Raw genomic sequence first — 17362 nt, 5'->3', positions numbered from 1 at the left:
GATGGGCGGAGACCTACGGCGCGGTGGGCCGCCGGGCGGACCGTACACGGCGGGCACGCGGCTCGGCGCCGAACCGCGCCCTGCCGGCACACCGAAGATCGTCGGATTCGTCTGGGGGCTGCTGGTCCTCAACACGCTCGGCTCCGCCGGCGCGAAGACCATAATCCCGCTGCCCCGCTCCCTCATCCAGATGGTCACCATGGGCGCGCTGGTCGCCGCGTTCGCGCTGGCGCTCGCAGTCAATCTCCGGCTGCACATCCGAGCCAGTGCGTACTTGTTCCTGCTCACCCTGCTACTGGTGATGAGCGTGATCTCCAGCGCGAACCTGGAATCCGGGTTCGGCGCGCTGTTCCGCTGCGCCCGGCTGGCGCTCTTCGTCGGCACGCTGTGGCTGCTCAGCCGCTGGTGGGACGGCGGCCTGACGTTCGTCCGGCACCACATCCGGATGTACTTCGTAGTGCTCGGGTCGGTGGCAGTCGGTCTGGTCGTCTCACCGGGCGCGGCCCTGCCGGATCTCTACGGCGGACGCCTTGTGGGCGCGTTGTGGCCGCTCACCCCGCCGCAGATCGGGCAGTACGCAGCGGTGATCATCGGGCTCACCGTGCTGCTCGTTCTGGGCCGCAGGACCGACAGGACGAGCGCCGCGGTGGTCATCGTGCCGTCTTTCGCGCTGCTCGCGCTGACCCATACCCGGACAGCCACGCTCGGCCTGTTCATCGGATTGGCGTTGGCGATCGGCTCGTTGATCCTGACCAGCGCCGCAGCCCGCCGGTTCTTCACCTGGGCGGTGCTGTGCGCCGTGGTGGCCGCGGTGGGGTTCGCCTCCGCACTCCAGGCGTGGTTCCTGCGCGGACAGAGCAAGGAGAACTTCTCCAACCTCACCGGTCGGGCCAAGGTCTGGGACGCCCTGCTGGCTGCGCCCCGGTCGACCTCGGAGAAGTTGTTCGGCGTGGGCCTGGGCGACAAGTCGTTCGGCGGTCTGCCGATCGACAACAGCTGGCTGGCCGTCTACAACGAGCAGGGTCTGGTCGGCATCAGCCTTGTCGGGGCGATCATCATCGTGCTGGGCGGCGTCGCGTTGCTGCGGCCACCGTCGTTGCAGAGGGCCTGCGCGATCTTTCTGATCAGCTACTGCGCGATCGCGTCGTACACCGAGGCCGGTCTTGGCGACGCCTCGCCCTACCTGCTGCATCTGGCCCTCGCCGCCTCGCTGTTGGCGGCACCTGCCGCGACCGCTCCGCTCGCGACGCCCGAAGTCCCTCGACGGCACATCCCGCGCTGGGCCCGGAGATCGGAGGTGACCTGAGCATGCACGTCCTCGTGGTGCACAACCGCTACGCCTCGGCGCAGCCGAGCGGTGAGAACAAGGTGGTCGACCAGGAGGTGGAGCTGCTGCGCGCGGCCGGCCACCGGGTCGAGGTGTTCGAGCGGCGCAGCGACGACATCGCTGCCCGTTCCCTGCTTGCCAAGGTGGCGGTGCCACTCCTTGTGCCGTGGAACCCGGCGGTCCGCGCGGAACTGGCTGCTCGGCTGCGCACCGAGCGGCCGGACGTGGTGCACGTCCACAACGTCTTCCCGCTGCTGTCGCCCGCGGTGCTGGCCGCCTGTGCCGACGCCGGCGTGCCCGCCGTCGCCACGCTGCACAACTACACCCAGGTCTGCCCACCCGGCACGTTGCAGCGGGACGGCCGACCGTGCACCGAGTGCGTCGGCTCTGCGCCGCTGCCCGCCGTCCGACACGGCTGTTACCGGAATTCCCGCCTGGCGACGGTGCCGCTCGCGGTCAGCCTGGCGGTCAACCGGCGGCGGTGGTGGTCCGGCGTGGAGCGGTTCTTCTGCATCTCCGCGGCGCAGCGCGACGTCCTGGTGCGGTCCGGCATGCCCGCCGAGCGGCTGGCGGTGAAGCACAACTTCGTGCCCGACCCGGGCACTCGGCGAGCGGGTGACGGCGAGCATGTGCTCTATCTCGGCCGGCTCGCGGAGGCCAAGGGCGTGAGGCTGCTCATGACCGCGTGGGACGAGATCGAAGCGAGCGGCGGTGTGGGCGTACCGCTCGTGATCGCCGGTGCGGGGCCGCTGGAGCGAGAGGTGACCGCCTGGGCCGCGGACCGGGACGACGTGCGCTACGTCGGCCTGTACGACTCGGAGCAGTGCCGACAGGTCATCGCGCGGTCGGTCGCCGTGGTGGCTCCCTCGACGTGGCTGGAGGCGTTCGGCCTGGTGGTCGTGGAGGCGATGGCGGCCGGGGTCCCGGCCGTCGCCGCAGACCACGGCGCCTTCGTCGAACTCGTCGAGGACAGCGTGACCGGGCTGCTGCACCGGCCGGGTGAGCCTGCCTCGCTCGCGTCCTGCATACGCCGGATCGCGGGCGATCCGGTCCGCAACCGGGAGATGGGCCAAGCGGCCCGGCGCCGTTACGAGCAGGGTTTCAGCCCGGCCGTCGGCCTGGAGCGCCTGGTGGAGGAGTACCGCACCGCGATCGCGGGTCGGTCAGCAGTGGCTCGCGGCGGGGACACACGCGCGAGCAGGGGGGATGGGGACAGTAGATGACACGATGCCGACTCTGCGGCTCGGAAGCGATGGCGAGCGTCGTCGATCTTGGGGCGACGCCACCATGTGAGAGCTTTCTCGCCGCGGACCAACTGGACAAGCCGGAACCGGCGTACCCGCTGCACCTGCGGGTGTGCTCCGACTGCTGGCTCGCGCAGATCCCGCCGCTGATCACGCCGGAGGAGACGTTCAAGGAGTACGCGTACTTCTCCTCGTACTCGACCTCCTGGGTGGAGCACGCGCGCACCTTTGTCGCCGACGCCGTAGAGCGCCTCGCTCTCGGCCCGGACGCCTTCGTGGTCGAGGTCGCGAGCAACGACGGGTATCTGCTGCGGCACATGGTGGACCGCGCGATCCGCTGCCTCGGCATCGAGCCGTCGGTGAACGTCGGCGCCGCGGCGCGCGAGGCGGGTGTGCCCACGCTCACGGAGTTCCTGGACCCCGCCACCGCGGACGCCGTCCGCGCCGAGCACGGCCCGGCGGACCTGGTCGTGGCCAACAACGTGTACGCGCACATCCCCGACGTCGTCGGGTTCACCCAGGGGTTGCGTGCCCTGGTCGCCGACGACGGCTGGGTCTCCATAGAGGTGCAGCACCTGCTGACCCTGATCGAGGAGAACCAGTACGACACGATCTACCACGAGCACTTCCAGTACTACACGGTCGCGTCCGCGATCCGGGCCCTTGCGAGCGGCGGACTCGCGCTCGTGGACGTCGAGCTGCTGCCCACGCACGGCGGCTCCATCCGGCTGTGGGCCCGGCCGGCCGAAGTGGCAGGCGAGCCGACCCGGCGGGTGGCCGACGTGCTGGACCGGGAGAAGGCCGCCGGGCTGCAGGAGCTGTCCGGGTACGCCGAGTTCTCCGCCCGGGTGGCCAAGGTGCGCCGGGACCTCCTGCGGTTCCTCATCGAGGCGGCCGAGCGCGGGGAGACGGTCGTCGGCTACGGCGCCCCGGGCAAGGGCAACACCCTGCTCAACCACTGCGGCATCCGGCCCGACCTGCTCCCGTACACGGTCGACCGCAACCCCTACAAGCACGGCAGGTTCACCCCGGGCACCCGCATCCCGATCCTGCCGCCCGAGCGGATCAGCACCGACAGGCCGGACTACGTGCTCGTTCTCCCATGGAACCTGCGGGCCGAGCTGGTCGAGCAGTTGTCCTTCGTGCACGCCTGGGGCGGCCGGCTGGTCTTTCCCATACCGGAACTGAGCATTGTCGAGGTCAAGCCATGAAGGTCGTTCTGTTCTGCGGCGGTTATGGGCTGCGTATGCGCAGCGGAGCCTCCGACGACATGCCCAAGCCGATGGCGATGGTCGGCCCGCGGCCGCTGATCTGGCACGTCATGCGCTACTACGCGTACTACGGGCACACGGAGTTCATCCTGTGTCTCGGGTACGGGGCTCACCACATCAAGAACTTCTTCCTCAACTACGAGGAGACGACGTCCAACGACTTCGTGCTGCGGGGCGGGCAGACCGAGCTGCTGTCCACCGACATCGCCTCCTGGACGATCACGTTCGCGCAGACCGGCATCGAGTCACCGATCGGGGAGCGGCTGAGCCGGGTGCGGCACCACCTGGACGGTGACGAGATGTTCCTCGCCAACTACGCCGACGTGCTCACCGATGCCCCGCTGCCGGAGATGATCGACCGGTTCGCCCGGCGTGACGCCGGTGCGTCGATGCTCGTGGTGCCGCCGCAGTCCTCGTTCCACTGCGTGGAGTTGGGCGAGGACGGCCTGGTGGGGGGCATCACCGCGGTCAGCGAACTGCCGCTGTGGGAGAACGGCGGCTACTTCGTACTCCGCCAGGAGGTCTTCGACCACATTCCGGAGAACGGAGACCTGGTCGCCGACGGATGCGCCCAACTGGCCAAGCGCGGCCGGCTGGTGGCGCACCAGCACCGCGGCTTCTGGAAGCCGACCGACACCGTGAAGGAGCGGGCCGCGCTCGACGACGCCTACGCCCGGGGCGACCGCCCGTGGGCCGTGTGGGAACGGGACGGCGCGGGGGCGAGGGCGACCGGCAGCAGGGACGACGCCGGAGCGAGCGCGTGATCCGGCTCGGGTCCAGGCGTCTGGACCGGATCGTCGCGGTAGGCGCGCACTGCGACGACATCGCCATCGGCGCCGGCGGCACGCTGCTGACGATGTGCCTCGCGCGGCCGGGCATCCGTATCGACACGCTGGTGCTCTCCGGCGGTGGCAGTGAGCGGGAGGAGGAGGAGCAGGCCGCGCTCGCCGCCTTCTGCCCGGGTGCCGAACTGCGGCTGACCGTGCTCAAGCTGCCGGACGGCCGGCTGCCCGCGCACTGGGAGGAGGCCAAAGCCGCGGTCGAGGAGCTGCGCGTGCAGACCGAGCCGGATCTGGTCCTTGCACCGCGTACGGATGACGCGCACCAGGATCACCGCGGTCTGGCGAAGCTGCTGACCACCGCGTTCCGCGACCACCTCGTGCTCGGCTACGAGATCGTCAAGTGGGACGGCGATCTCGGCCGCCCGGCGGCGTACCAGCCGCTGTCGCCGGAGATCGCCGAACAGAAGGTGCGGCTACTGCAGGAGCACTACCCCTCGCAGCGGCACCGGCCCTGGTACGACCGGGAAGCCTTCCTCGGGCTCGCCCGGATCCGCGGCATCGAATGCCACGCGCGCTACGCCGAGGCGTTCGCCGTCACCAAACTCACTCTCGACCTGGGGGAATGAACCTTGCGCGTACTGCTGACCGGACACCAGGGATATCTGGGCACCGTGATGGCCCCGGTCCTCGCGGCCGCCGGGCACGAGGTCGTCGGCCTTGACGCCGGCCTGTTCGCCGACTGCGTGCTGGGCGAGCCGCCCGCGGACCCGCCGGGGTATCGGGTGGACCTGCGTGACGTCACGGCCGAACACGTGGCCGGGGCGGACGCCGTGATCCACTTGGCCGCGCTGTCCAACGACCCGCTGGGATCGCTGGCGCCGGAGCTCACCTACGACATCAACCACCACGCGTCCGTGCGGCTGGCCCGGCTGGCCCGCGAGGCCGGAGTGCGGCGCTTCCTCTACGCGTCGACCTGCTCGGTCTACGGCGCAGCCGGCGGCGACGGCCTGGTGACCGAGGACGCCCCGCTGCGCCCGGTGACGCCGTACGCGGAGTCCAAGGTGCGGGTGGAGGACGACCTGCACGCGCTGTCCGACGGCGACTTCAGCCCGGTGTTCATGCGCAACGCCACCGCCTTCGGCTTCTCACCCCGGCTGCGTGCCGACATCGTGCTGAACAACCTGGTGGGTCACGCGCTCCTGTCCGGCGAGGTGCTTGTGCTGTCCGACGGCACCCCCTGGCGCCCGCTGGTGCACGCCGCCGACATCGCACGCGCCTTCGCGGCCGCGCTGACCGTGCCGCGCGAAGCGGTGCACGACCGGGCGTTCAACATCGGCAGCGAGATCAACAACGTCACGGTCGCCGAGATCGCCGAGCAGGTCGCCGAGGCGGTGTCCGGCGCGAAGGTCGTGATCACCGGGGAGAACGGTGCCGATCCCCGCTCGTACCGGGTGGACTTCGCCCGGTTCCGCGCCGCCATTCCCGGCTTCGACTGCGAGTGGACGGTGAAGCAGGGCGCGCTCGAACTCGCCGACGCCTACCGGAAGTTCGGGCTGACCCGGGAGGACTTCGAGCGACGCTTCACCCGGCTTGCCGTGCTGCGCGCGGCGTCCGACGCCGGTGCCGTCGACGACACCCTGCGGTGGCGCCGATGACCGAGGCCGGTGAACAGATGCACGCGCTGGTGGAGCGGCTGTACCCGCTGTGCCGGAGCATCACCGGCGACGGTGTGCGCGCCACCCTGGAGATCGTCGGTGAGTACGTTCCGCTGCAGGTGCACGAAGTGGCGACCGGGACGCACGTGCTCGACTGGACGGTGCCGCAGGAGTGGAACATCCGGGACGCGTACATCGCCGACACCGCCGGCAACCGGGTCGTCGACTTCGCCGCGTCCAGCCTGCACGTGCTCGGCTACAGCGTGCCGGTGTCGGCGACCATGCCGCTGGCCGAGCTGCGCGCACACCTGCACACCCTGCCGGACCACCCGGCCTGGGTGCCGTACCGCACCAGCTACTACACGCCGGAATGGGGGTTCTGCCTGGCCCAGGAGACGTTGGACGCGATGCCGGACGGCGAGTACGAGGTGCGCATCGACTCCACACTCGCAGATGGCCATCTGACCTACGCCGAGCACGTGGTACCCGGGCAGGTCCCCGACGAGGTGATCGTCTCCTGCCACGTCTGCCACCCGTCGCTGGCCAACGACAACCTGGCCGGCATCGCGGTGGCGACGTTCCTGGCCCGGGCGCTCGCGGAGACAACCCCGTACTACACCTACCGGTTCATCTTCGCGCCCGGCACCATCGGGGCGATCACCTGGCTGGCCCGCAACGCGGAGCGGATCGAGCGGGTCAAGCACGGCCTCGTGCTGGCCTGCGCAGGCGACCGGGGCCAACTGACGTACAAGCAGAGCAGGCGCGGCGACGCGGAGATCGACCGAGTGATGCGGCACGTGCTGGCCGCCTCCGAACGCCCGCACCACGTAGCCGAGTTCACTCCCTACGGCTACGACGAGCGGCAGTTCTGCTCGCCCGGGTTCGACCTCGGCGTGGGCTCGCTCGCCCGGACCCCGTACGCCGGCTACCCGGAGTACCACACCTCGGCGGACAACCTGGACTTCGTCTCCCCGGAGGCGATGGCGGACACGCTCGCCGTCTGCCGCGAGGCGTCCGCCGTCCTTGACCGGAACCGGCGGTACCTCAACCTCAGTCCCTACGGCGAACCACAGCTGGGCCGACGCGGGTTGTACGACGCGCTCGGCGGGCGCAGCGACACCAAGCAGGCCCAGATGGCCATGCTCTGGGTGCTCAACCTCTCCGACGGCGAGCACAGTCTGCTGGATGTCGCCGAGCGGTCCGGGCTGCCGTTCAGCGCCGTCGCCGCCGCGGCCGACGCCCTGCTCGGCGCCGGGCTGATCAAGGCATGACGCCGATGACCACCGAGGGGGAGAACCCGCGGACCACGGCGCCACCGGCCGGATCCGCCAAGCGGGCCCTCGCCGGCCGGCTGTCCTGGGGACTGGCCGACCAGGCGGCCTCCAGCATGAGCAACTTCGTGGTGGGCATCTACGTGGCCCGCTCGCTGGGGGTGACCGCGTTCGGCGTGTTCAGCCTCGCCTGGGTGACGTACGGCGTGGTGCTCAACGTCTCCCGCGGGCTGGCCACCGATCCGCTCGTGGTGCGCTTCAGCGGCGTGTCGGAAGCGTCCTGGCGCGGGGCGGTGGGCCGGTCGACGGGTACCGCACTCGGCGTAGGTGCAGCCATCGGCGCGGCGTGTCTGGTGGTCGGGCTTGGTCTCGGCGGCCGCGTGGGACCCGCGTTCGCCTGCCTCGCCGTCATGCTGCCTGGGCTGCTGCTGCAGGACGCCTGGCGGTTCTCGTTCTTCGCCGCCGGCACCGGGCGGAAGGCGTTCATCAACGACGTCGTGTGGGGCGTCGCGCTCGTCCCGGCCATGGTCGTGGCGGCGCGCGTGGGCACCGTGGCCGCTTTCGTGCTCGCCTGGGGCGCGTCCGCCACGGTGGCGGCGGGGTACGGCTGCCTCCAGTCCGGCATCCGGCCCCGGATGACCGGCGCGCGCGGGTGGCTTCGCGAGCAGCGCGATCTCGGCTCCCGGTACCTGGTCGAGAACGTCAGCCTCAGCGGCGCGAGCCAGCTGCGGGCGTACGGGCTCGGCGCGATCGTAGGGGTCGGTGCGGTGGGTGCGGTGCGGGGCGCCGAACTCCTGCTCGGCCCGTTCCTCGCGGTGCTGATGGGTCTTTCGCTGGTCACCGTTCCGGAGGCGGCACGGGTGCTGCGGCAGGCCCCGCACCGCCTCGGCTCGTTCTGTCTCCTCCTCGGCGGCGGGCAGGCCGCAGCCGCGCTGTGCTGGGGCGGGGCGCTGCTGCTGATGCCGGACCGGCTCGGCGAGTTCGTGCTCGGCGACGTCTGGCACTCCGCCGCGCAGCTCATCGTGCCGGTCACCCTCGCCGTCGCGGGCGCCGGTCTCGGCACCGGCGCGGCAGCCGGGCTGCGTGCGCTCGGCGCGGCCCGACGCAGCCTGCGCATCCAGCTGTTCGCCTCCGCCGGTTACGTCAGCGGCGGACTCGGCGGGGCAGCCGTGGCCGGCACGGTCGGCTCGGCCTGGGGCGTCGCCGCCGCGACCGTCAGCAGCTCGGCCGTGTGGTGGCAGCAACTGCGGTCCGCCCTGCGCGAGCGCCACCACCACCCCACCCCCGAAGTGAGGACCTCATGACCGCCCAACCCAGGCTGAGCATCGGCCTGCCCGTCCACAACGGCGAGGAGTACCTGGCCGAGTCGCTCGACGCCCTGCTCGGCCAGACCTACGAGGACTTCGAGCTGATCATCTCCGACAACGCCTCGACCGACGGGACCCAGGACATCTGCCGCAAGTACGCTGCGCAGGACGCGCGCATCCGGTACCTCCGGCTGACCCGGAACGTCGGCGCCACACCGAACCACAACCGGGTGTTCGCCGAGTGCCGCAGCGAGCTGTTCAAGTGGGCCTCGCACGACGACCTCTACGCCCGCGATCTGCTGCGGCGCTGCGTCCAGGCGCTGGACGAGCGGCCGGATGTGATCCTCGCGCACGCCGACCAGGCGGTCATCGACGGCGACGGCCAGGTGAAGGTCCCGTACGAGTACACGCTCGCCACCGACTCACCGCACCCGCCGGAGCGCTTCCGCAGCATGCTGTTCGAGCCCGGTGGTGACGACTTCTACGGGGTGATCCGGGCCGACGCGCTGCGCCGGGTGAAGCCGATGGACAGCTACCACCACGCGGACCGCACGTTCGTCGCCGAGATCGCCCTGCACGGGCCCTTCCACCAGGTGCCGGAGCTGCTGTACTTCCGCCGCGACCACCCCAACCGCGCCGAGCGGGCGAACCCTTCCAAGCGCGCCCGGTGCGTCAACCTGGATCCGCGTCGGGCGGGCCCGCTGCACCCGACGCCCCGGCTGCTCGCCGAGTACGTCTGGGGCTTCGCCTCGGCGGTCCGGCGGGCGCCGTTGTCCCCGGCCGACCGGCGCGCGTGCTATCGCCACCTGGCCGCGTGGATGACCAGCCGGGTCCGGCCGGGCGCCGGCGAGCGGGTCGAGGACCGCGCCCCGGTCGACCCGGCCCTGCTCACCGTCTCCGTCGACGCCCTCGTCGCCGGCCGTGAGGGGAGGCAGGTATGACGTCCGCGAACGAAACTCCGGTACGCGTCGGGGTGTTCGGCCTGCTCGGCTCCGGCAACCTGGGCAACGACGGGTCGCTCCAGGCCGTGCTCGGGTACCTCCGTGCCGAGCACCCGGAGGCGACCGTGGACGCGCTGTGCGGCGGACCCGAGGTCGTCGCGGCCCGGTACGGGATCCCGGCGGCTCGGCTGCACTGGTACCGCGGTGAGTACCGGACCGCGTCGCGGGTGGGCGCGATCGGGGCGAAGGGTCTGGGCAAACTCGTCGACGTCTTCCGCACCGCCGCCTGGGTGCGCCGGCACGATGTGGTGATCGTGCCGGGCATGGGCGTCCTGGAGGCCACGCTGCCGCTGCGGCCGTGGGGCTTCCCGTACTCGCTGTTCCTGCTCTGCGTGAGCGGCCGGCTGCTGCGCACCCGGGTCGCGCTGGTCAGCGTCGGCGCCGCCGAGATCGGGAACCGGCCGACCCGGGCCCTGGTGCGCTGGTCAGCGCGGCTGGCCGCGTACCGGTCGTACCGGGACGCCCAGTCCCGCGACGCGATGCGGGCGATGGGCGTGGACACCGGGCGCGACGAGGTCTACCCGGACCTCGCGTTCGCCCTGCCGACCCCGCAGGTGAGCGCGGACTCGGGCTCGCCGGGCCCGGTCTGTGTCGGTGTCATGGACTTCCACGGCGGCAACGACGACCGCGCCCGGGCCGACGAGATTTACCGGCGTTACCTCGGTGGGACGATCCGGTTCGTCCGCGCGCTGGTCGACGAGGGCAGGCCGGTCCGACTGCTCACCGGCGACGCGTGCGACGCGTCGGTGGTCGCCGCGATCCTCGAAGCGGTGGACTCGCCGCTGGTCACCGCTGCCGAGCCGTCCTCACTGGCCGACCTGATGAAGGAGATGGCGGCTGCCGACACCGTGGTCGCAATCCGCTACCACAACCTGATCTGCGCGTTGAAGACTGGCACGCCGGTGCTCGCCCTCAGCTATGCGGCGAAGAGCGACGCGCTCATGGCGCAGATGGGGCTCGGCGCGTACTGTCACCCGGCGCGTGAGGTCGACGCCGACCGGCTGCTCGAGCAGTTCCGGGCGCTGGAGAAGCGATCGGCCGAGCTGCGGCAGACGCTCAGCGATCGGAACCAGGCCGTCGCCCGGCAACTCGAGCGCCAGTTCACCGACTTGACCGCGGCCCTGTTCCCGGCGTCCGACCACACCCACGCCCACGCTCGGCAGGAGGCCCCATGAAAGCGACCGAGGTCCCGGAGATCGCCGGCGCGTACCTGTTCGAGCCGACGCCGTACGCCGACGAGCGCGGCTTCTTCTGCCGCACCTTCGACTCCGACCTGGTCCGCTCGGTGGGCCTCGACCCGGACGCCTTCGTCCAGGACAGCGTGTCCCGCTCGGTTCGGGGCGTGCTGCGTGGCCTGCACCTGCGCTCCGGCTCGGGCGAGGCCAAGCTGGTGCGGTGCTCGTACGGGAGGATCTTCGACGTCGTCGTGGACCTGCGGGAGGACTCGCCGACGTACCGCAACCGGGCCTTCTTCGAGCTGTCCGACGAGACACAGGTGACCCTGTACATCCCGGCGGGGTGCGCACACGGCTTCCAGGCGCTGACCGTCACCGCCGACACCTCGTACCGGATCGACCGCCCGCACGATCCGGCCGAGGACGTGACGATCGCCTTCGACGATCCGGAGCTCGCCATTCCGTGGCCGCTGCCGGCCGCGTCGATGTCCCAGCGGGACCGAGAGGCGCCGAGCCTCGCCGAGGTCCTGAAGCACAGAGAGAAGTGAGGGCCGGCGTGGACACCGAACACACCGAAGAGACCGAGGAGTTCCTCCTGCCCCGGTCGCGGATGGCGAACGAGCGGCTGCACGCCATGATCCCCGGCGGCGCGCACACCTACGCCAAGGGCGACGACCAGTACCCGGAGAACCTGGCTCCGGTCATCAGCCACGGCCGCGGTGCCCATGTGTGGGACATCGACGGCAACCGCTACATCGAGTACGGCTCCGGCCTGCGATCGGTCAGCCTGGGCCACACCCACCCACGCGTGATCGAGGCGGTGCGACGGGAACTCGACCGCGGCAGCAACTTCGTCCGGCCGTCCATCGTGGAGGTCGAGGCCGCAGAATGTTTTCTGGCCACGGTGCCGACTGCGGAGATGGTGAAGTTCGCGAAGAACGGCTCCGACGCCACCACCGCCGCGGTGCGCCTCGCCCGAGCCGCCACCGGGCGCCCGCGGGTGGCCATCTGCGCCGACCATCCGTTCTTCTCCGTCGACGACTGGTTCATCGGCACCACGCCGATGTCCGCCGGTGTTCCGGCGGCGATCAACGAGCTGACCGTGGCGTTCCCTTACGGGGACCTGGCCGCCACGGAGGAGCTGCTCACCCGGTACCAGGACGAGGTCGCCTGCCTGATCCTCGAACCCGCCACCCACACCGATCCGCCGCCCGGGTACCTCGCCGGCCTCCGCGAGCTGGCCGACCGGCACGGCTGCGTACTGATCTTCGATGAGATGATCACCGGCTTCCGCTGGTCCGAGGCGGGCGCTCAGGGTCTGTACGGCGTCGTGCCCGACCTCTCCACGTTCGGCAAGGCGCTGGGCAACGGGTTCGCCGTCTCCGCACTGGCCGGGCGCCGCGATCTGATGGAGCTGGGCGGGCTGCGTCACTCCCGTGACCGGGTGTTCCTGCTGTCCACCACGCACGGGGCGGAAACGCACTCCCTGGCAGCCGCGATGGCCGTGCAAAGCACCTACGTCGAGGAGGGCATCACCGCGCGGCTGCACGCCCTCGGCGAGAGGTTGGCCGCCGGTGTCCGCGACGCCGCGTCCGGGATGGGCGTCGGCGACCACATCGTCGTCCGGGGGCGGCCCAGCAACCTCGTCTTCGCCACCCTCGACGAGAACGGGCAGCCGTCGCAGCAGTACCGCACCCTGTTTCTGCGCCGGCTCCTCGCGGGCGGAGTGCTGGCCCCGTCCTTCGTGGTGAGCAGCGCGCTTGACGACGCCGACATCGACCGCACCGTCGATGTAGTGGCCCAGGCATGTGCGGTGTACCGGAAGGTGCTGGAGGCCGCCGACCCCACCCCATGGCTGGTCGGGCGACCGGTGAAGCCCGTCTTCCGCAGCTTGGCGTGACGTGACGTCAGCGGCGCTCCCGCCGACGGACGTCGGCCATCCGGTCGGCGATCCGGTCGACCAGCCACGCGGTCGCCGGAATCACCGCCAGCGCGGTGCACCAGCCGCCGAGGACGTCGGTCGGGTAGTGCGCGCCCAGGGCGACCTGCGCCCATCCCATCGTGGCGCCGGCAACCAGTGCCGCGGCGAGCACGAGCAACGTGCCGGCCACCCTGCCGAGGCCGAGCCGACCGGTCGCGATCAGGGCCGCCATGAGGGCGAGTGCGGTGACGAAGGCGGTGTGCCCGCTCGGGTAGGAGAGGTTGCCGTCGCCGTGGATGGTGCGTCCCGCCAGGTGCTTGAGCAGTGTCGCCGTCCCCACGGCCAGGGCGGCGCCTGCAATGACGAACACCGCTGCGCGAGGACGCCGAAGCAGCAGGCAGCATGCCGTGGCGGCCACCATCAGCAGCGCGGCTCCGGCGGGCTCTCCCAGGAAGTCCGTGGCCAGAGCGAAGCGTCGCCACGGCGGCCGCACGCTGTCCGCCGTCGGCTGGATGATCCACCTGTCCACCCTGCCGGGCTCGCTGTGGCCGGCGTACAGGACCCCGAGCACGACGACCACCAGCGTGGCGAGCGCCGCGATCAGCCCGAGCCACGCGCGCAGCGACGGGGGCAGCACCGCGGGCGCCGACCGGCCGGTCACGCGCCCGCTGCGTCCGGTCGACCTGCGGCAGTGACCTTCTCGACCATCGTGCGCAGCGTTGGGCGTTGCGGGACTACGTCGCCGCCCTGCCGACTCCGCGGGACCGCGACAAGACGCCGACCGCGTTGGCGCAGCCGGTCGCGGAACTCGACCGCGCCGAAATTCCCCACGTGGCGGCGGTCGAGCCCCGCAAGAACTGCCCGCTGCCGCCCGCCGACATGGCCGGGATCGTCAGCGCGTACAGGCTGTGTGGCTGGACCGAGCAGGACCACGAACCCGTCAGGCACGATCTGGGCCGGGCCGACTTCTGGGTCCGCTCCTGCCAGGCGATCCAACGCGAGCCCCCCGTCGTGTCCGACCCGCCATCGCCCTGGCCAACGGCATCGGGGTCAGCATCTACTTGTCAGCCTAACCAACAATCCGGTCACGGAAAAACGCCGTCGAACAGTCACACAGTGCCAGAACAACTCCGCAAGGAAATAGCGGAGTTGAAGCGGGTCAACAAAGTTCTTGAAAGCGGCTTCGGTGTTTCCTGCCCACGAGATCGACCGCCCCCGGACGAGCCGAGCGGGCAGTCCCCACAAATGGATCAAGGAAGGGGGGCGCCTGCCCGGCAAAATGCCCGGGCAGGCGCCTTTTCCAGTCCTTAGAAGAAGCCGAGCTTCTGTGCCGAGTACGACACGAGAAGGTTCTTCGTCTGCTGGTAGTGCTCCAGCATCATCTTGTGGTTCTCGCGGCCGATGCCGGACTGCTTGTAGCCGCCGAAGGCCGCGTGCGCCGGGTACGCGTGATAGCAGTTCGTCCAGACCCGGCCGGCCTGGATCGAACGGCCCGCGCGATAGGCGGTGTTGATGTCCCGCGTCCACACACCGGCGCCGAGGCCGTACAGCGTGTCGTTGGCGGTCCTGATGGCGTCGTCGAAGTCGTCGAAGGACGCGACCGAGACGACCGGCCCGAAGATCTCCTCCTGGAAGATCCGCATGCGGTTGTCGCCCTCGAAGATCGTCGGCTGGACGTAGTAGCCGCCCTTCAACTCGCCGTCGTACTCGATGCGTTCACCGCCGGTGAGAACCTTGGCGCCTTCCTGCCGGCCGATGTCCAGATACGAAAGGATCTTCTCCAGCTGGTCGTTGGAGGCCTGGGCGCCGATCATCGTGTCGGTGTCGAGCGGGTGGCCCGGCCTGATGAGCTCCGTGCGGGCGACCGCCGCCTCCAGGAACTCCCGGTAGTGGCCGCGCTGGATCAGCGCCCGCGACGGACAGGTGCACACCTCGCCCTGGTTGAGCGCGAACATCGTGAAGCCTTCGAGGGCCTTGTCGCGGAAGTCGTCGTCCTTGTCCCACACGTCGTCGAAGAAGATGTTCGGCGACTTGCCGCCCAGTTCCAGCGTGACCGGCTTGATGTTCTCCGAGGCGTACTGCATGATCAGCCGCCCCGTCGTGGTCTCGCCCGTGAACGCCACCTTCGCCACCCGCGGACTCGACGCGAGCGGCTTGCCCGCCTCCACGCCGAAGCCGTTGACGATGTTCACCACTCCCGGCGGCAGCAGATCCGCGATCAGGCTCATCCAGTAGTGGATGGACGCCGGGGTCTGCTCGGCCGGCTTGATGACCACCGCGTTGCCCGCCGCGAGAGCCGGCGCCAGCTTCCATACCGCCATCAGGATCGGGAAGTTCCACGGAATGATCTGGGCCACGACGCCCAGCGGCTCGTGGAAGTGGTACGCGACCGTGTCGTCGTCGACCTCTCCGAGCGAGCCCTCCTGGGCGCGGATCGCTCCGCCGAAGTACCGGAAGTGATCGATGGCCAGCGGGATGTCGGCGGCCAGCGTCTCGCGCACCGGCTTGCCGTTCTCCCAGCTCTCGGCGACCGCCAGCTTCTCCAGGTTCGCCTCCATCCGGTCGGCGATCTTGAGCAGGATCCCGGAGCGCTCGGTCACGGAGGTGCGTCCCCAGGCGGGAGCGGCCGCGTGGGCCGCGTCCAGCGCGCGCTCCACGTCCTCCGCGGTGCCCCGGGCCACCTCCGTGAACGGCTGTCCGTCCACGGGGCTCGGGTTCTCGAAGTACTGCCCGCGCGCCGGCGGCACGTACTCGCCGCCGATGAAGTGGTCGTAACGCGCCTGGTAGGAGACGATCGCACCATCGGTGCCGGGCGCCGTGTAACGGGTCATGCTGGTCTGCCTCCCGGAGAAGCGCTGCCCGCCGTTGGGCAGCTCTCGCCGCGAGGCTAGGAGCGGAGACGTTGCAACCACGTTGCGGACATCAACCTCGCGTCCGGCATGCCCAGTTCGGCCTCCAGACCGGCCAGACGCGCCCGCACGGCGGGCGTCGGCCGCACCGCCGCGAGCGCCCGCCACACATCGAGGTCGTCCTCGCCCCACGGCGCGTGCGCCCAGTCGGCCAGCAGGTCGGGGTCGCGGCCGGCGATCAGCGCCGACCGCAGCCCGTCGGCGAGCCGGCGGCGCAGCCGCACCACGGCCGGCGCCTGCGAACCGGGCAGCAGCGGCCCCTCGTACGCCGCCGCCGCGGCCGTGACCGCGCCGGTGCCGAGCCGCCGCTCGACCACGGCGACGTCGGACTCCACCGGTACCGCCAGCCGGTACGGCCGGGAGTCCAGCAGGCCCGGCCCGAGTAGCCTGCGCAACCGGGCCAGCTCGGCGCGGAGTGTCACCGGTGTCACCGACTCGTCCTCGTACAGCGCGCACGAGAGCTCGTCGCCGGTCAGCCCTTCCGGATGCCGGGACAGCAGCACCAGGATCTCGCTGTGCCGACGACTGAGCCTGATCTTCCGGCCGCCCGGCAGGAGCAACTGTGCCTCGTCCCTTCCCAACGCCGTCAGTTCGATCGTGCCGACCGTGGCTTCCAGGGGTGTGAGCAGCGCCAACTGGGACTCGGCCGCGCGCGCCACCGCCTGGACGAAAGCGAGACTGTGCGGATGCGCGAGGCCGTCCCCGCCGGTGATGTCCACGGCGCCGACCACCCGTCCGGTCCGCGGATCGTGCACCGGCGCCGCCGCGCACGTCCAGGGCTGCACCCGGCGGATGAAGTGCTCGGCCGCGAACACCTGCACGGGCCGGTCGACGGCGACGGCCGTGCCCGGCGCGTTCGTCCCGACGGCGGTCTCCGCCCAGCGCGCGCCGGGCACGAAGTTCATCCGCCCCGCCTCCCGCCGCGTCGACGGATGCCCCTCCACCCACAGCAGCCTGCCCTGCGCGTCGCACACCGCGAGCAGATGCTCGCCGTCCGCCGCGAACGTGCCCATCAGCTCGCGGAACAACGGCATCACGCGCGCCAGCGGATGCTCCGCCCGGTACGCGCCGAGGTCCCCGTCGGTGAGCTCCACGCTCGCGGTGCCGTCCGGGCCCACCCCGGCCCGCGCCGAACGCCGCCACGAGTCGGCCACCACCGAACGCACCGGCCGCGGCACCGTCCCCGCCTCCGTGAACGTCTCGTGGGCGCGGCGCAGTGCCCGCCCCCGCTCGACGGGGTCGGCACCCGGTTCCAGGGCCACCCATGGATCGGTCAACTCGGCCTCCCGGCAAGGCGATGCGGCTGAGGACATCGTCACTCCCGGTGCCGGTCCGGACAAGCTTCGTGACCGGTCTCCTCCCGACTGAGCCTTACCGGAGGGCCTTTGTTGCACAGCCGTCGTGCACAGCGTTGGTGGCAGCCATGGTGCACAGCCTTGGTGGGCAGCCATGGTGCACAGCCTTGGTGGGCAGCCTTTTGTCGGGTATCGCTTGGCGGA

The 17362-nt window shown here is 71.0% G+C and carries 15 protein-coding genes; 12 read left to right on the top strand and 3 right to left on the bottom strand.

Annotation, left to right across the window (positions count from 1 at the left end; all coding sequences use genetic code 11):
• Position 1: 1 nt before the first annotated feature.
• The 12 genes from ACFWM2_RS10545 to ACFWM2_RS10490 are packed head-to-tail and all read left to right on the top strand — an operon-like array spanning position 2 to position 12933.
• Positions 2-1306: an O-antigen ligase domain-containing protein gene (locus ACFWM2_RS10545; RefSeq protein WP_383275897.1), complete on the top strand. Its 1305-nt coding sequence runs from the start codon at positions 2-4 to the stop codon at positions 1304-1306.
• A 2-nt stretch (positions 1307-1308) separates the two neighbouring features.
• The gene (locus tag ACFWM2_RS10540; protein WP_383275894.1) at positions 1309-2550 is read left to right on the top strand and encodes a glycosyltransferase; all 1242 of its coding nucleotides are present in this window, start codon (positions 1309-1311) and stop codon (positions 2548-2550) included.
• Positions 2547-3782 (top strand): class I SAM-dependent methyltransferase, encoded by a 1236-nt coding sequence (locus ACFWM2_RS10535; protein WP_383275891.1) that lies wholly within the window; start codon positions 2547-2549, stop codon positions 3780-3782. The genes ACFWM2_RS10540 and ACFWM2_RS10535 overlap by 4 nt, the downstream gene beginning before the upstream one ends.
• On the top strand, positions 3779-4606 hold the full coding sequence (locus ACFWM2_RS10530; RefSeq protein ID WP_383275888.1) for a glucose-1-phosphate cytidylyltransferase: 828 nt from the start codon (positions 3779-3781) through the stop codon (positions 4604-4606). Before ACFWM2_RS10535 ends, ACFWM2_RS10530 begins: the two co-directional genes overlap by 4 nt.
• Positions 4603-5250 (top strand): PIG-L deacetylase family protein, encoded by a 648-nt coding sequence (locus ACFWM2_RS10525; RefSeq protein WP_383275885.1) that lies wholly within the window; start codon positions 4603-4605, stop codon positions 5248-5250. Before ACFWM2_RS10530 ends, ACFWM2_RS10525 begins: the two co-directional genes overlap by 4 nt.
• A gap of 3 nt (positions 5251-5253) precedes the next feature.
• A complete protein-coding gene (locus ACFWM2_RS10520) occupies positions 5254-6279 on the top strand; it encodes an NAD-dependent epimerase/dehydratase family protein (RefSeq protein ID WP_383275882.1) in 1026 nt (341 codons plus the stop codon).
• Positions 6276-7550, top strand: a complete 1275-nt coding sequence (locus tag ACFWM2_RS10515) for a DUF4910 domain-containing protein (RefSeq protein ID WP_383275879.1) — start codon at positions 6276-6278, stop codon at positions 7548-7550. Before ACFWM2_RS10520 ends, ACFWM2_RS10515 begins: the two co-directional genes overlap by 4 nt.
• On the top strand, positions 7547-8854 hold the full coding sequence (locus ACFWM2_RS10510; protein ID WP_383275877.1) for a hypothetical protein: 1308 nt from the start codon (positions 7547-7549) through the stop codon (positions 8852-8854). Before ACFWM2_RS10515 ends, ACFWM2_RS10510 begins: the two co-directional genes overlap by 4 nt.
• A complete protein-coding gene (locus tag ACFWM2_RS10505) occupies positions 8851-9798 on the top strand; it encodes a glycosyltransferase family 2 protein (protein WP_383275874.1) in 948 nt (315 codons plus the stop codon). The genes ACFWM2_RS10510 and ACFWM2_RS10505 overlap by 4 nt, the downstream gene beginning before the upstream one ends.
• Positions 9795-11033, top strand: a complete 1239-nt coding sequence (locus tag ACFWM2_RS10500) for a polysaccharide pyruvyl transferase family protein (RefSeq protein ID WP_383275871.1) — start codon at positions 9795-9797, stop codon at positions 11031-11033. The genes ACFWM2_RS10505 and ACFWM2_RS10500 overlap by 4 nt, the downstream gene beginning before the upstream one ends.
• The gene (gene rfbC / locus ACFWM2_RS10495) at positions 11030-11581 is read left to right on the top strand and encodes a dTDP-4-dehydrorhamnose 3,5-epimerase (protein WP_383275868.1); all 552 of its coding nucleotides are present in this window, start codon (positions 11030-11032) and stop codon (positions 11579-11581) included. The genes ACFWM2_RS10500 and rfbC overlap by 4 nt, the downstream gene beginning before the upstream one ends.
• An 8-nt stretch (positions 11582-11589) precedes the next feature.
• Positions 11590-12933: a glutamate-1-semialdehyde 2,1-aminomutase gene (locus tag ACFWM2_RS10490; protein ID WP_383275866.1), complete on the top strand. Its 1344-nt coding sequence runs from the start codon at positions 11590-11592 to the stop codon at positions 12931-12933.
• 7 nt (positions 12934-12940) lie between these two features.
• Here the strand turns inward: ACFWM2_RS10490 and ACFWM2_RS10485 are convergent, their stop codons facing one another.
• The 3 genes from ACFWM2_RS10485 to ACFWM2_RS10475 all read right to left on the bottom strand — a co-directional run bounded on the left by ACFWM2_RS10485 (position 12941) and on the right by ACFWM2_RS10475 (position 17140).
• Positions 12941-13615, bottom strand: a complete 675-nt coding sequence (locus ACFWM2_RS10485) for a phosphatase PAP2 family protein (RefSeq protein WP_383275863.1) — start codon at positions 13613-13615, stop codon at positions 12941-12943.
• Between the two features lie 646 nt (positions 13616-14261).
• On the bottom strand, positions 14262-15785 hold the full coding sequence (locus ACFWM2_RS10480) for an aldehyde dehydrogenase family protein (RefSeq protein WP_383275860.1): 1524 nt from the start codon (positions 15783-15785) through the stop codon (positions 14262-14264).
• A gap of 56 nt (positions 15786-15841) precedes the next feature.
• Positions 15842-17140, bottom strand: a complete 1299-nt coding sequence (locus tag ACFWM2_RS10475; RefSeq protein WP_383275857.1) for a GAF domain-containing protein — start codon at positions 17138-17140, stop codon at positions 15842-15844.
• Between the last annotated feature and the right edge of the window lie 222 nt (positions 17141-17362).

The organism is Streptomyces sp. NPDC058371 (genome assembly GCF_042723265.1).
In the GTDB taxonomy this organism is placed as follows: Bacteria; Actinomycetota; Actinomycetes; order Streptomycetales; family Streptomycetaceae; genus Streptomyces.
The sequence above is the reverse complement of the archived record's forward strand: the minus strand, read 5'-3'. Positions and strand labels throughout refer to the sequence as shown.

Excerpts from the sequence above, each read along its gene's own strand:
- ACFWM2_RS10545 (WP_383275897.1), top strand. The coding sequence starts at position 2 with ATGGGCGGAGACCTACGGCGCGGTGGGCCGCCGGGCGGACCGTACACG.
- ACFWM2_RS10540 (WP_383275894.1), top strand. The coding sequence starts at position 1,309 with ATGCACGTCCTCGTGGTGCACAACCGCTACGCCTCGGCGCAGCCGAGC.
- ACFWM2_RS10535 (WP_383275891.1), top strand. The coding sequence starts at position 2,547 with ATGACACGATGCCGACTCTGCGGCTCGGAAGCGATGGCGAGCGTCGTC.
- ACFWM2_RS10530 (WP_383275888.1), top strand. The coding sequence starts at position 3,779 with ATGAAGGTCGTTCTGTTCTGCGGCGGTTATGGGCTGCGTATGCGCAGC.
- ACFWM2_RS10515 (WP_383275879.1), top strand. The coding sequence starts at position 6,276 with ATGACCGAGGCCGGTGAACAGATGCACGCGCTGGTGGAGCGGCTGTAC.
- ACFWM2_RS10510 (WP_383275877.1), top strand. The coding sequence starts at position 7,547 with ATGACGCCGATGACCACCGAGGGGGAGAACCCGCGGACCACGGCGCCA.
- ACFWM2_RS10505 (WP_383275874.1), top strand. The coding sequence starts at position 8,851 with ATGACCGCCCAACCCAGGCTGAGCATCGGCCTGCCCGTCCACAACGGC.
- ACFWM2_RS10500 (WP_383275871.1), top strand. The coding sequence starts at position 9,795 with ATGACGTCCGCGAACGAAACTCCGGTACGCGTCGGGGTGTTCGGCCTG.
- rfbC (WP_383275868.1), top strand. The coding sequence starts at position 11,030 with ATGAAAGCGACCGAGGTCCCGGAGATCGCCGGCGCGTACCTGTTCGAG.
- ACFWM2_RS10480 (WP_383275860.1), bottom strand. The coding sequence starts at position 15,785 with ATGACCCGTTACACGGCGCCCGGCACCGATGGTGCGATCGTCTCCTAC.